The following is a 14014-nucleotide window of genomic DNA, read 5'->3' on the forward strand; positions in this document are numbered from 1 at the left end:
TATCACTTTTAACGTTTTCTTTGTATTTTTACCCTCTGAATTGAAGAAGAAAATACAGATGCTAGTAGTATCCCCATTGCTATTGCTCCAGCCTGAAGGAGTGTTTCCATCCCTACTTTTGAAGCTACACCATAATTCTTTGTTACTATATTTTGCATTGTATTATACATACCATATCCTGGCACTAACGGCACCATCCCTGTATAAATAAATATAGTAGCCGGGAGCTTTAAAAGCTTAGATGCATTTGTTGATAATATACCAACACAAACGGCACCTAAAAAACTACTCACAACAACGTCTGCTAATAACAAGTTAACTACCACTTGAATTAACCAACCGATAGCTCCAATCAGTCCACAAGTAAACAATGATTTTCTCGGCGCATTAAAGAAAATTGCAAATGCTACACTAACTACAAAACCTGCAATAAATTGTATAAAAACATTATTCTCCATAAATTTCTCCTTACACCAATTTTAATCCCATAACCACACCAAGTGCAATAGCTGTAGATACAAAAATTGCTGCCTGTATACCAATCATCCCTGATAAATAATCACCAGCCATAAAATCACGTACAGCATTGGTAACCTGTACTCCAGGAACAAGCGGCATTAACCCCGCAATAATAATACTAAAAGGATTATGTATTAAGAAAAACTTGTTTAACACCATTACCAAAATGGTAGCTATAAAGGCCCCTAAAAAATTACTCACAAAAGATGTAAGTTTATATTTCACAGTTAAAGTCAAGAACATAGCTTCTATTGCCATAATAAAGAATGCGTATAAACTGTCCTTAAACATTCCTCCAAACATTATCGCAAAAAAAGGACCCGATAAGGTTAAAGCAATAATCACAGAAGTATTTGAATATCTTTTTCTAGCCTTTATTTCCTTCATTTTTTTGAAGGCATAATCTAGAGTACAACCACCCATTACCATTCTTCTTGAGATATCATTTAATAGCGCAATTTTTTCTAAATCACGATCTCCTAATACGACTCTTCTCATCGCAGTATAAGTATTATCATCATAAACAAAAGAGACAATTACAAAGTTATATGTCACTAAACTATTTGCAGCTTTTATATTATCAAACAATCTAAAAATTCTATTTACAGTATCTTCTACTCTATATACTTCAGCTCCATATGCCAACATACTTTTAGCTATTTTCATACTAAAATTCAATAACATTTTAGCTTCTTTTTCATCACGTAAAGACTGTAACATACCTTCCCTCCTCTTAAAAAAATTATTATGAAATAATTTCTAATATTTTTTTATATTTATTTTTAAATTCTTCCACTTTATTCTCTTGAATTTCTGTTGCTTTTTCAAGTTGATTTAAAATATACTCAATTTTAGACAACTCTAATTTTTGCTTTTTTACAAATAGCTCATTCTTTTCTGCTAATAAATATTTCCCAAAGTTGATTTCATCTTCTGATAAGTTCATAACCCCTGGTTTTGCTACTATGATTTCATAAATATGTCCATCTTCTTCAATAATATTTTCTGCAGTTATTTCATATCCTAATTCTTGTAATTTTTCTCTAACGAAGTTTTCACCAACATTAGGTTGTAATACCAGATTTGGTTTATTTGCTAATTTATCTTTTCCTTTTTCTAGTATATCAGCAATTAGCTTTCCACCCATACCACAAATTGTTATTACTTCAATATTATCACTTAATTCTATAGCATCAAGTCCAGCTGCTTTACGACAATCTATAGTTCCTACTAAATTTTCTTCTTGAACATTTTTTATAGAAACCTTATGTGGACCTTCTACTATTTCTCCAGCTACAGCATAATCTATTTTATTGTTTTTAGCTAAATAAATAGGTAGATATGCATGATCACTACCAATGTCGGCCAATCTTCGATTTTCAACATATTCAGCTACTAATTTTAATCTTTTATTAATCGCTAACATCTTTTCTCCTTTTTATTAATCAAGAAAATCCTTACTAAAACTTGTTGTAATAACAGATTTACTTTTTTTATCAAAGTTTGCAAAATCAGTTATTATATTATCACCAAATTCAGCTTTTAACTTTTTAGAAAGCTTTCTTAGTTTCTGTTCTTCTTTATAATCTTTTTTATCAAAAATATCAAGTTGTACCTTTAATTCCTTTGATTTTTTAATATCATTTAATGACACTCCAAGCAACCTAACTCCTTGTGTGAAATCATAATGTTCCAATAATAATTCCCATGCATAACTAAAAATATCATTTGCACTAAATATAAATTCTGAAATTTTTTTAGATCTCGTAATTGTTTTAAAATCACTAAATCTTATCATTATTGAAATATTATTTCCAACATAGTTACGAGATTGTACTCTCGAACTGACTTTTTCAGATAGTTTTTTTATTTCTTTTAAAATATCGTCTTCATCTATTAAATCATTTGTGAATGTTTTTGAATTTCCAATTGATTTTCTATCAACTGTATATTTTAGTTCATCGCTACCTTCTCCATTAGCCCTATTCTTTAATCTTAAACCTTGAACACCTAATAGACTGTGTAGAATCACCTCATTCGCTTCAGCAACATCACCAATAGTATTAATTCCAATCTTTTTAAGTTTTTTAGTGGAAGCTTTACCACAACCATGCATTTCCCCTATATCTAAATTCCAAAGAATATCTTTATAATTTTTTTTATTTATAATTGAGAATCCAAGAGGTTTTTTTAAATTGGAACCCATCTTCGCGAAAAATTTATTAAAAGATATCCCTACCGATGAAGGCATTCCCAATTGCTTGTATATTCTTCTTTGTATTGTGGCTATTACCTTTATTGGTTCATGAAAATCACTTAAATCTATATATGCTTCATCAACAGAAACTACCTCAATTTTATCTGTATATTCTCGTACTAAATCAAAAATCATCTTTGATTCCTGCTGGTATTTCTGCATATCAGGTCGAAGAATTTTAATGTTAGGATAAATCTTTCTGGCATCTCCTACACGCATAGTAGTTTTTATACCTAATTTCCTCGCTTCGTAATTAGAGGTTACAATTATTCCATGTCTTGTTTTCACTTCTCCTGCTATTGCTAAAGGTTTTCCTTTCAATTCAGGATTATACTTTTCTTCTACACTTGCATAAAAGCAATTCATATCAATATGAGCAATAACTTTAGACATTTTTTCACCCCTTTTAATAGACTAAAAACGGGAACAATAGGGAGCCATTCTATTAAATGTTTAATACACTGTTCGAATTGTTCCCTATTATAATTTCCCGTTATATTTTCATTATTATACTAATGAAAAGTTAATTATTATTATTGGTTTTCTCTTAGTATTGTCATATAGTAAGCTAGATAACATACTTCTTATCTCTGCCTTAACAGCAGCACATTCTCTAATACTCTTGATTGGATTGTTTTCTAAGTACTCAATTACTTTTTCTTCAGCTTCTTTAATCAATTCCATACTCTTCTTAACATAGACAAAACCTTTTGTTTGAATTACTGGTTTACCTACTAAAGTTTTCTCTTTTTTACTAATCGCATATGAAGCCACGAAAATCCCGTCGTTAGAAAGCAGTTTTCTATCTTTTAATACACTATCTTCTACATCACCAATTCCACGACCATCAACTAGTATATTTCCTACCGGAACATTATTTTGAAGTGTTTTCGACTTACTTCCACTGATTTCTAAAGTTGTTCCTTTAGATAAAATATGAATATTTTCAGCAGCAACACCTGTTTCAGCAGCAATTTCAGCATGTTTACGAAGATTTCTAAATTCTCCTTGAACTGGAATAAAGTGCTTAGGCATTAGCATATTTAACATCATTTTTAACTCTTCTTTGGTAGCATGGCTCGCAGCGTGTAGACGTTTAGAAGCCGTTACAACATTTGCTCCAAGTTTAACTAGTAAGTTTAATGTTTGGAATAACATCACTTCCATATTTGGAGATGGTGTCGCCGCAACCATAATCGTATCTCCAGATTCAATCTGAATTCCATTAACTTTTTTCTCAGCGATATTTTTCATCGCCTCGATTGGCTCTCCCTGATCTCCAGATGAAAGAATACATACTTCGTTTTGTGGATAGTCTTTTAATTCTTCAATTGAAATTAAGTTACTATCTTCAATTTGTAAGTAATTCATATTTCTTGCAGTATTGATAGATGCTTCAATAGCTTGACCTAAAAGTAAAATTTTTCTATTTTGAGCCAGTGCTGCTCTAACAATATGAGAGATTGTTAAAAAGTTAGAAGCGTAACATGTTACTATAATGCGTTTATTTGCTTGATAAAATGCATTATCAATTTGCTCAGCAGCTTCATTTTCAGGAACATTATATCCCTTAACATTAGCGTTACTTGAATCACTTAGTAAAGCAAGAACACCTTTTTGACCTAGTGTACTAATTTTTACGATATCAGATTTATATTCTTTACTTACTGATTGGTCAAATTTAAACTCACCAGTATAAACAATATTTCCTTGACTAGTCTCAATACAAATACCTAAAGAATCAGGCATTGAATATGTTGTCTTAAAGAATGTAACACTAGCATTATTGAAATCATATTTATTATTATCTTTTACATAGTAAAACTTAATTCTTCTTTTTATTCCTAATTGTTTAAGATGATTTTTTAATAAATCAATTGTTAACTTAGAACCATAAACGGGACATTTTAATTTATCAATAATATATGGAACAGCCCCCATTGAACTCACGTGTCCATTAGATAAAAATAATCCTTTAATTTTTTGTTTATTTCTAACTAAGTAACTAATATCAGGTATAACAGCATCAATACCGATCATTTCTGTTTCAGGGAACATTAACCCCGCATCAAGAACGTAAATTTCGTCCCCAATTTCAACCATATACATATTTTTGGCTACTTCTTCTACCCCTCCTAGTGGAGTAATACGAATTTTAGCTAATTTTTTAGATTTATTTTGTTGAGATTTATCTCTATTCATATTATTAATTTTCTTTACTACTTGTTTTGAGTTATTTGGTTGCTCTTTAACTACAACTTTTTTTGAATTTTTTGGTCTAGTATTATTTTTCTTAGACACTTGTCCATTATTTTTCTTGCTATTATTTTTTTGTAAATTTTTAGCAATACTTATTCCGTTATTACTCATGTTTTCCTCCTTGTATCATTGATTTTATTGGTTCGAAGTCTCTTCTATGTATAGGTGTAACACCGTACTTTTTCAAGCCTTCTAGATGTTTCTTTGTTCCATATCCTGCATTATTTTCAAAATCATAATAAGGATATTTTTGGGCATATTCTTTCATTAGATTATCACGATAAACTTTCGCCATTACTGATGCCGCTGCAATAGATACACTCTTCTCATCACCTTTTACCATACTAAAATTAGGTATAGGATAATTTTCAAACGGCATAGCATCTATAAGTAGAAAGTCCGGTTTAACTTCTAACTTTTCAACTGCTCTTTGCATTGCTATACGCGCAGCGTTGTAAATATTATATTTTTCAATTTCAATATTATCAACTTCACAAATAGCATAAGCAACAGCTTCATTTTTTATCTGTTCATATAATGCTTCACGTTTCTTTTCAGATAATTTCTTTGAATCATTTAATCCTTCGAAATAGCTGTCTTTTTTTAAAATCACAGCGGCAGCAACTACTGGTCCAGCGAGTGGTCCTCTACCTACTTCATCTATTCCACAAATATACTTACATCCATTATTATAACATTTATTTTCGTAAAATGATTTTTTTTCATACTCTTTTTTATAAAAAAGTTTTTTCTCTTGCTTCTTAGCATAACTTAGTAGTAGTTTTTGAACTCCCAATCTTTCATCTTTTTTTAGCTCACTTAATATTTCCTCGGAAATAAATTCTTGATTTAAGACTTCTTTTACCTCACTAATTTTCATTTTGTTCCTCATTTTCTAATAAATCATTATAATTATCTAACGTAATAAGTCCAAATTTTTGTGTTCTAAAATCTTGAATTAATAGTTTAATTGTTGAATCGTAATCATAATCTCCACCAATTTTTTTAAATCTTTTTTCAGCTACTTTTTCCATAATAAATACATTTTCATCATCACTATTAACATTTATCTTATATAGATTATTTAGATTTTCTAAATAATTTTCTTTTAAAAGCTCTATTAAGTATAAACTAACATCGTCAAGTGGAGTAATGTCATCTTTTATAGAACCAATTAAACTTAACTTTTTACCAATTTCTTGATTATCAAACTTTGGCATAAGTATTCCTGGAGTATCTAATAATTCTATATCTTTGTTTAATTTTAACCATTGTTGTTTTTTAGTAACACCAGGTTTATTAGCAGTATTAGCTACATTTTTCTTAATCAGTTTATTTATAAACGTCGATTTACCAACGTTAGGTACACCTATTACCATTGATCTGATTGCTCTTGGTTTAATTCCTTTTGCAACTTGGCGAGCTATTTTTTCTGCTAATTCTTCTTTTGCTTTATCAATTACTTTATTTAAGTTATTACTATTTTTCGCATCAGTATATACTACAGTATATCCTTTATTTTCAAAGTAATTTTTCCATTTTGCTGTTTCAGCTCTATCACATAAATCTATTTTATTAAATATAATTATTTTCTTCTTATCTTTTACTACTTGATCTAAGTACATATTGTGAGAAGAAAGTGGGCAACGTGCATCTACTAGTTCAAAAACTATATCTACTAATTTTAGTTTTTCTTTCACTTCTCTTGTTGCCTTGGCCATATGCCCCGGGAACCATTGAATAACCATAAATTTAACTCCTTTTATTTTTATTTTATAAATTCTACTATTTTATACAGTCTTTACTATTTTACCACATTTTTGAGTTTTTTTAACCTATTTTGGTGTCAATTATTCGTAAAACATTAATATTTTATAATTTTCATGTCTATCAATTAAAAAATCGTTCATTTTTTACGCACAACCTCATATAAATAAAAAGAACAAGACAGCTACGCTACCTTGTTCTTTTTATTTATCTTTTATCTACTTTCTTAACGATAGTATCCCCTAGAATTTGAATTGTAAATACAATGATTAAAATTAACACTGTCGCAACGAATGTTAAAGTACTGTTATTACGTTGGAATCCATCTAAATAAGCTAAGTTACCTAATCCTCCAGCTCCGATAACACCTGCCATCGCTGTTGATCCAACTAAAGCGATTGCTGTAACAGTTAATCCTGAAATAATTGCTGGTAAACTCTCAGGAATTAAAACTTTTGTAATAATTGTAGATTTTTTAGCTCCCATAGCGCGTGCAGCTTCTATTACACCTTTATCTACCTCACGTAGACCAATTTCTACTAAACGAGCATAGAACGGTGCTGCTGAAATAATAAGTGCGGGAATCGCTGCTTGAACACCGATAATTGTACCAATTAATGCCTTAGTAAATGGAATTAATAATACAATTAAGATAATAAACGGAATCGCTCTAAAAATATTAACAATCGCTGTAACAACTGCATAAAAACCACGTCCAAATGTACTCTTACTATTAGATGTTAAGTACAATAGCAATCCTAAAAACAATCCGACAATAAACACTGCTATTAATGACTCAAAAGTCATAATTAGTGTTTCAATAGTTTTATCTTGTACTTTATCCCAATTAACTCTTGAAAAATCAAACATTATAACACCTCCGTTAAAATACCTAGTTCATTTAATCTAGCTATTACTTTATCTGTATTTTCTTTAGAACCAATCAATTGAACAAATAGCGTACCAATATTAGCATTTGCTGTTTTATCAATATGTCCATTGATAATATTAAAATCAAAATCGATTTCTTTTAATAACATACTAAGAATAGGTTTTTTCGAAGTATTATTGTCAAATGTAAATTTAATAATAATACCATCTGTAAATACTTTCTTCCATTCTTCGATATTTTCTCTTTCTTCAAATTCCGATGCAAATGAAGTCTGAGCTAAGAATTTCTTCGTTACTTCTTGTGTTGGGTGATAGAACACTTCAGAAACAAGACCATCTTCAGCAATTGTACCACCATCGATAACAGCAACTTTTGTACAAATTGTTTTAATTACATTCATTTCGTGAGTAATTAAAACAACAGTTATATTAGTTTTATTATGAATTTCTTTAATTAAATTTAATACCTCTGCTGTTGTTTCAGGGTCAAGTGCACTCGTTGCCTCATCACAAAGTAAAATTGAAGGATTCCCTGCTAATGCACGTGCAATACCTACTCTTTGTTTTTGACCACCAGAAAGTTGAGAAGGATAAGCATGCAGTCTATCTTCTAATCCAACTAACTTAGCTAATTCCTCTACTCTTTCTTTAATCTCAGCTTTTGATTTTCCTAAAATTTCTAATGGAAATGCAATATTTTCCGCAACAGTTCTACTCCATAATAGATTGAAATGTTGGAAAATCATTCCGATTTTTTGACGTTTTAATCTACGTTGCTCTTCAGTTATTTTATTGAAGTCATCGCCATCAATAATAACCTCACCATCTGTAGCCACCTCAAGTCCGTTTAACAGCCTTACTAACGTACTTTTTCCGGCACCAGAATAACCAATAATACCGTAAATATCACCTTTTTCAACTTTTAAATTAATATCTTTTAGAGCATGAACTTCATTATTATAAATCTTATTAACTTTTTTTAACTCAATCATGTCTATCTCCTTTCTCTTTTTAAAAAATAAAAAACACCCTTACTCCTACAGGAATAAGGGCGTTTTACGCGGTACCACCTTATATTTTACTTATTACAACTACTAACATAGTCTATCCTATAACGTGGATCACCGAACAAAGTTTACAATTTATGTTTACCTTATTAACCACTCGAACCATTTTCATAAATTTTATATTATACCTTTTCAGCTAACGGTACTCTCTTTAAATACTACATTTATTACTTATACGAGTATTGGTTTTTATTAATTTCTATTAAGTATAACATTATAATTTTATAGTGTCAAGTGTAATTTTTGAAAATATCTTAGAAAGATTCTGAAAATATTACTCTAATTTTCTAATTTAATATTGTTTTCTTTTAAGTATTCTGCTACGACTCTTGCCATATCATCTAATAAATCATCTAATTCTTCCCAGTTTTTGACCGTTGCACCACTCGCTAACGGGTGACCTCCACCTGCATACTTTTCTGCTAAAGTATTTATAACAGGTCCCTTAGATCTAATACGCACACGTACTTTATTCCCCTCATCTATTGCAAAGCACCATGCATATAAACCTTTTAAGCTTCTAAGTAAGTTTACTCCTGTTGAAACTTCTCCTGGATCTACACCATATTTATCCATATCTTCTTTTGTAATTTTTAAATATGCAACTCCATCTTGATAGACATCATAATTCTCAAAAATAAATGCTCTAAAACGCATAATATTTTCACTGATAATCTCCATCTTATCTAATAAAGCGCTCATATTGAAATCATACTTAATAAGTTCTGAGGCTACTTTAAGCGTATTGTTAGAAGTATTCGGGAATAAGAATCTACCAGTATCTCCTACAATACCAAGATAAAGTAATTTTGCCGCTTCATCATTCAATTTTATATTATGTTTTTCGTTTAAATATGTATAAAAATTATATATTAATTCACTACAAGATGAAACCTCAGTATCAACTAAATTAATACTTCCATAATTATCTAGTGGTGGGTGATGATCGATTTTTATTAGGAAATTATTTTTCGTAAATAATTTCCCATCAATTCTTGGAAAATTAGCCGTATCTGTTACAATAACTAAAGCATCTTTATAGTCTTCTTCTGTTACTTCTGAGTTTTTGAATAAGAAGTCCAATGAAGGGGAATCCTTACCTACAGTTATTAGAGTTTTTTCCGGAAAGTTTTCTTTAATAATTTGATACATTGCCCCTTGAGATCCATATGCATCTGGATCTGGTCTTTCATGTCTATGAATTATAATTTTATCATTTTCTTTAATCTTTTGAAAAATTTCCTCATATAAATTTTCGTAGTTTATATTCATCTAATTTCTTCTTTCTCTAATTTCTTTGGAATACTTGACAAGTTACCATAGCTTTTGCAACTAATTCTGTCTTATCATAAACTTCAACATCAAATTTGGCTGTTTTACGCCCTATATCCAAAATATTTACTTTTGTTGTTATTGTTCTATCTAATGGTACAGATTTTAAAAAATAAAGAGTAGTATTTTGCATAAGCACTTCACTTCTATTGTAGTTGTAACTTGTAATATGAATAGATTCGTCAATAATACTTAATAGAGCTGAGCTAGAGAATGTACCAAATTGATCTAACATTTGAGGAATAACTTTAACCTGTAATCCATCAGCTCTCGGAACTATACCTTTACGCATAATTTCATCAAATGTATCATTATTATGACCTTCTTGAAACCTATTATTTGTTAATAATGAGTTAATAACTATTTTTCTAGTAACTACACCAAGTAATGTATTTTTTGAATCTATTACAGGCATTAATTCATATCCTTCAGATAGCATAGTATTAGCTACTGAAGATATAGGTGTTTCTAAAGTCGTAGTTGCTACTTTTCTTTCCATAACTTCTTTTATTAGTGCATCTTTTTCTTGTAAAAATACATCACGAGCTGTAACAATACCAACTAATTTAGCATATTCATTGATTACAGGATATCTAGTGTGACCTACTTCTAATTGTAAATCATACCAGTCTTTTACAGTATCATTTAGATTTATTGTATATAGATTTTCAACTTTCATATAAATACTTTCAACAGTAATTATATCTCTCTTAATTATTTGGTCATTAGTTACACGATTTATTAAATGAGTTACTGAAAAAGTATCGTGCGGGGTTATAATTAAAGGTAAATTTTTACTATCAGCTAATGCTTTTATTGAATCATTTGGAACATATCCTCCTGTAACTAAGATAGCACATTCTTTTTCTAATGACATCTCAATAATTTTAGGACGATTACCAATAATTAATAATGTACCTTTTCGTATGTGTTGTCCTACTTGTTCAGAATCCATTGCCCCAATTGCAAAGTCCTGAACTATTTCATGAACTCCCCCGCGTCCAGCGATTAATTGTCCACTTACTATATTAACAATCTCTGAATATGATAATTTTTCTACATTATCTCGTTCTTTCTTCTGAATTCTCACTGTACCGACACGTTCTATCGATGATACAAAACCACGATTTTCAGATTCTTTTATTGCACGATATGCTGTTCCTTCACTAACTTTCAATTCTTTAGCTACTTGACGTACAGAAATCTTGCTACCAATCGGTAAGCTCTTTATATATTCTAATATTTTTTGGTGTTTTGATTTCATAATGATTCCTCCTTATATTTTTATTATAATACAAATATTTTATTTATAACACATTCTATACATATGTAATTATATACTTTTTATAGAACTATTTCAAGATGAAAGAGGACGAAAAATAACTAATTTTACTTATTTTTCATCCTCTTCTATATTATTTTGTATATATTTTAAACTTTGAAAAATATATTGAATATTTTTGAAAAATTTAATGATACAGTTTGTTTTCAATATTTTTACTATAACACCCTATTAACTGTTTAATATTAATATTTTACGATTTTCTACCCGCAGGCATTTTTCTAGCATATCCTTCTTTATTCTCTTGTTTCACCCTTGCTATTACTAAAGCATCAGATGGAGCATTTTCTGTAACAGTAGTTCCTGCAGCAACCACAGCACCATCACCTATTTCTAAAGGTGCTATTAAGTTTGAATTACATCCTATAAATGCATCGCTTCCTATTTTTGTTCTATATTTATTTTTACCATCGTAGTTAACAGTAATTGTTCCACAACCAATATTTGTATTTCTTCCTACTTCAGTATCTCCTAAATAACTTAAATGAGCTGTTTTAGACCCATCTCCATATGTAGTATTTTTTAATTCTACAAAATTACCTACTCTTACGTGTTGACCTAATTCACAATTATTTCTAATGTGGGAATATGGGCCAACACTAGTAAAGTCCCCAATTTTCGAGTCACTGATAGTTGAAGATAGAACTTTTACTCCATTTCCTATCTGTGCATTTTCTAAGTATGAATTAGGTTTAATTTGACAATCTTCTCCAATTACAGTATTAGATTTAATAGTAACGTTTGGATAAATCGTTGTATCACGCCCGATTACTGCATTCGGTGCAATATATGTATTTGTAGGATCTACTAGAGTAACTCCCGCTAGCATATGTTTAGTGTTAATTCTATTTCTCATAACATTTTCAGCGTAAGCTAACGCTACTCTGTCATTAACTCCAAAAGTTTCATCAAAATCATCACATAGATAAGTTTCAATAATTTCTTTTTGTTCTCTAATTAAGGCTAGTACATCTGGAAGATAATATTCACCTTGATTATTATCATTTTTTACTTTTTCTAGCATTTCAAACAATAATTTGTTATCAAAGCAATAAATTCCTGAGTTTATTTCTTTAATTTTTTTCTCTTGTTCTGTTGCATCTTTTTCTTCAACAATTTTCACTAACTTTCCATTCACATCACGAATAATACGACCATAAGCAAATGGATTATCTGCAATTGCTGTTAATACAGTTGCTTTTGCATTTGTATTTTCATGGTGATCTAGCATACTATTAATAGTCTCTGGACGAATTAGAGGAGTATCTCCATACATTACAATAGTTGTACCCTCTTTATCTTTTAATTCATCTTTGGCTACTTTTACAGCATGAGCAGTTCCCAATTGTTCTGCTTGAAGTACAAACTTAGTTCTGTTCCCTAGAACCTCTTTAACTCTTTCAGCTCCATGACCAACTACAGTTATTACCTCTTGCATTTCTAAGTCATTAAGGCTATCTAATACAAGTTCTACCATCGTTCTATCACAAACTTTATGCAATACTTTATATAGTTTTGATTGCATTCTAGTTCCTTTTCCAGCTGCAAGAATTACTGCATATCTATTATTACTCATTTTCAACATCCTCTTTTTCTACTTGTCTTAATTTTTCAATAACATTCCCTAATTTTACATCGAAAGTTCCATTAAATTCGTCAATATTTTCAATTTTTGAAAGGTATAAGTAATCATCTTCATGTTCTCTTGACGAATCAAAACACTGTGTGATTATTACTTTACCAACAACATTAACGTCAAATTCATTCATCAGACTTTCCATACCTGTAAGAACTCCTCCCCCACGCATGAAATCATCAACTAATAGTACTTTTGATCCTGTATTTAAACTTCGTTTAGATAAAATCATTGTTTCTATCTTCTTAGTAGAACCTGAAACATAGTTAATAGCTACAGTGGTTCCTTCTGTAACTTTATTATCTCTTCTTATTATTATTACAGGTTTATTTAATATTGAAGCTATGGCGTAAGCTACTGGAATTCCTTTTGTAGCGACAGTTACAACAGCATCTATCTCCTTATTTTTATATACAGTAGCAACTACTCGTCCTAATTTATTCATCAGACTAGGATCACCTATTATGTCTGACATAAAAATATACCCACCTGCTAATAAACGATTTCCATCATTTATTTTATCAAGAAAACTACTTAGAATTTCTTTAGCATCTTCTTCTACTAAAGTTGGTGTAAAGATAACACCACCACTAACTCCTGCTAAAGTTTTAACTTCTCCTATATTTTCTTCTTTAAAACCATTTTTTATTATATGTATATCTTCACTTATTGAAGATTTAGCTTGATTAAATTTTGAAACGAAATATGTTAATGGAATTAATTTATTCGGATTATTTAATAAATACTCCGTCATTACTACTATTCTTTCACTTCTCTTTAACTTCATCTTATACTCCTTACATAGCATATTTGGTAACATTACCATACTATATACATTCAATATATTTTATTCGTATATTATATGTATATAATACCACTATTGTTCGGAATAGTAAAGGGTATACAATAATTTTTAAGTTGATTTTAATTAACTAAACTTTTTA

The 14014-nt window shown here is 29.7% G+C and carries 13 protein-coding genes; all 13 read right to left on the reverse strand.

Going from position 1 to position 14014, the window contains the following annotated elements; all coding sequences use genetic code 11:
* Positions 1 to 8: 8 nt before the first annotated feature.
* The 13 genes from JX287_RS00115 to purR all read right to left on the reverse strand — a co-directional run bounded on the left by JX287_RS00115 (position 9) and on the right by purR (position 13857).
* The gene (locus JX287_RS00115) at positions 9 to 458 is read right to left on the reverse strand and encodes a threonine/serine exporter family protein (protein ID WP_204641217.1); all 450 of its coding nucleotides are present in this window, start codon (positions 456 to 458) and stop codon (positions 9 to 11) included.
* A gap of 10 nt (positions 459 to 468) precedes the next feature.
* Positions 469 to 1239 carry a threonine/serine ThrE exporter family protein gene (locus JX287_RS00120; protein WP_204641218.1) on the reverse strand — a complete coding sequence of 257 codons (771 nt, stop codon included), beginning with the start codon at positions 1237 to 1239 and terminating at the stop codon, positions 469 to 471.
* Between the two features lie 25 nt (positions 1240 to 1264).
* Positions 1265 to 1945 (reverse strand): tRNA (adenine(22)-N(1))-methyltransferase, encoded by a 681-nt coding sequence (locus tag JX287_RS00125; protein ID WP_204641219.1) that lies wholly within the window; start codon positions 1943 to 1945, stop codon positions 1265 to 1267.
* 15 nt (positions 1946 to 1960) lie between these two features.
* The gene (locus JX287_RS00130; RefSeq protein ID WP_204641220.1) at positions 1961 to 3169 is read right to left on the reverse strand and encodes a DNA polymerase IV; all 1209 of its coding nucleotides are present in this window, start codon (positions 3167 to 3169) and stop codon (positions 1961 to 1963) included.
* 114 nt (positions 3170 to 3283) lie between these two features.
* On the reverse strand, positions 3284 to 5146 hold the full coding sequence (locus JX287_RS00135; protein WP_204641221.1) for a ribonuclease J: 1863 nt from the start codon (positions 5144 to 5146) through the stop codon (positions 3284 to 3286).
* Positions 5139 to 5915, reverse strand: a complete 777-nt coding sequence (locus JX287_RS00140; protein ID WP_204641222.1) for a ribonuclease HII — start codon at positions 5913 to 5915, stop codon at positions 5139 to 5141. The genes JX287_RS00135 and JX287_RS00140 overlap by 8 nt, the downstream gene beginning before the upstream one ends.
* The gene (gene ylqF, locus JX287_RS00145; RefSeq protein WP_204641223.1) at positions 5905 to 6783 is read right to left on the reverse strand and encodes a ribosome biogenesis GTPase YlqF; all 879 of its coding nucleotides are present in this window, start codon (positions 6781 to 6783) and stop codon (positions 5905 to 5907) included. The genes JX287_RS00140 and ylqF overlap by 11 nt, the downstream gene beginning before the upstream one ends.
* A 226-nt stretch (positions 6784 to 7009) precedes the next feature.
* Positions 7010 to 7672: a methionine ABC transporter permease gene (locus tag JX287_RS00150; RefSeq protein ID WP_204641224.1), complete on the reverse strand. Its 663-nt coding sequence runs from the start codon at positions 7670 to 7672 to the stop codon at positions 7010 to 7012.
* Positions 7672 to 8685: a methionine ABC transporter ATP-binding protein gene (locus JX287_RS00155; protein ID WP_102170296.1), complete on the reverse strand. Its 1014-nt coding sequence runs from the start codon at positions 8683 to 8685 to the stop codon at positions 7672 to 7674. Before JX287_RS00155 ends, JX287_RS00150 begins: the two co-directional genes overlap by 1 nt.
* A 354-nt stretch (positions 8686 to 9039) precedes the next feature.
* On the reverse strand, positions 9040 to 10032 hold the full coding sequence (locus JX287_RS00160; RefSeq protein ID WP_204641225.1) for a DHH family phosphoesterase: 993 nt from the start codon (positions 10030 to 10032) through the stop codon (positions 9040 to 9042).
* A 16-nt stretch (positions 10033 to 10048) separates the two neighbouring features.
* A complete protein-coding gene (locus JX287_RS00165) occupies positions 10049 to 11356 on the reverse strand; it encodes a DRTGG domain-containing protein (protein WP_204641226.1) in 1308 nt (435 codons plus the stop codon).
* A 271-nt stretch (positions 11357 to 11627) separates the two neighbouring features.
* On the reverse strand, positions 11628 to 13010 hold the full coding sequence (gene glmU, locus JX287_RS00170; protein ID WP_204641227.1) for a bifunctional UDP-N-acetylglucosamine diphosphorylase/glucosamine-1-phosphate N-acetyltransferase GlmU: 1383 nt from the start codon (positions 13008 to 13010) through the stop codon (positions 11628 to 11630).
* Complete coding sequence (gene purR, locus JX287_RS00175; RefSeq protein ID WP_204641228.1) at positions 13003 to 13857, reverse strand: pur operon repressor; 855 nt, start codon at positions 13855 to 13857, stop codon at positions 13003 to 13005. Before purR ends, glmU begins: the two co-directional genes overlap by 8 nt.
* Between the last annotated feature and the right edge of the window lie 157 nt (positions 13858 to 14014).

The organism is Gemella haemolysans (assembly GCF_901873445.1).
Lineage (GTDB): Bacteria > Bacillota > Bacilli > Staphylococcales > Gemellaceae > Gemella > Gemella haemolysans_C.

Bases quoted from the DNA above. Each gene is read 5' to 3' on its own strand.
- JX287_RS00115 (WP_204641217.1), bottom strand. From the start codon at position 458: ATGGAGAATAATGTTTTTATACAATTTATTGCAGGTTTTGTAGTTAGT.
- JX287_RS00120 (WP_204641218.1), bottom strand. From the start codon at position 1,239: ATGTTACAGTCTTTACGTGATGAAAAAGAAGCTAAAATGTTATTGAAT.
- JX287_RS00125 (WP_204641219.1), bottom strand. From the start codon at position 1,945: ATGTTAGCGATTAATAAAAGATTAAAATTAGTAGCTGAATATGTTGAA.
- JX287_RS00130 (WP_204641220.1), bottom strand. From the start codon at position 3,169: ATGTCTAAAGTTATTGCTCATATTGATATGAATTGCTTTTATGCAAGT.
- JX287_RS00135 (WP_204641221.1), bottom strand. From the start codon at position 5,146: ATGAGTAATAACGGAATAAGTATTGCTAAAAATTTACAAAAAAATAAT.
- JX287_RS00140 (WP_204641222.1), bottom strand. From the start codon at position 5,915: ATGAAAATTAGTGAGGTAAAAGAAGTCTTAAATCAAGAATTTATTTCC.
- ylqF (WP_204641223.1), bottom strand. From the start codon at position 6,783: ATGGTTATTCAATGGTTCCCGGGGCATATGGCCAAGGCAACAAGAGAA.
- JX287_RS00150 (WP_204641224.1), bottom strand. From the start codon at position 7,672: ATGTTTGATTTTTCAAGAGTTAATTGGGATAAAGTACAAGATAAAACT.
- JX287_RS00155 (WP_102170296.1), bottom strand. From the start codon at position 8,685: ATGATTGAGTTAAAAAAAGTTAATAAGATTTATAATAATGAAGTTCAT.
- JX287_RS00160 (WP_204641225.1), bottom strand. From the start codon at position 10,032: ATGAATATAAACTACGAAAATTTATATGAGGAAATTTTTCAAAAGATT.
- JX287_RS00165 (WP_204641226.1), bottom strand. From the start codon at position 11,356: ATGAAATCAAAACACCAAAAAATATTAGAATATATAAAGAGCTTACCG.
- glmU (WP_204641227.1), bottom strand. From the start codon at position 13,010: ATGAGTAATAATAGATATGCAGTAATTCTTGCAGCTGGAAAAGGAACT.
- purR (WP_204641228.1), bottom strand. From the start codon at position 13,857: ATGAAGTTAAAGAGAAGTGAAAGAATAGTAGTAATGACGGAGTATTTA.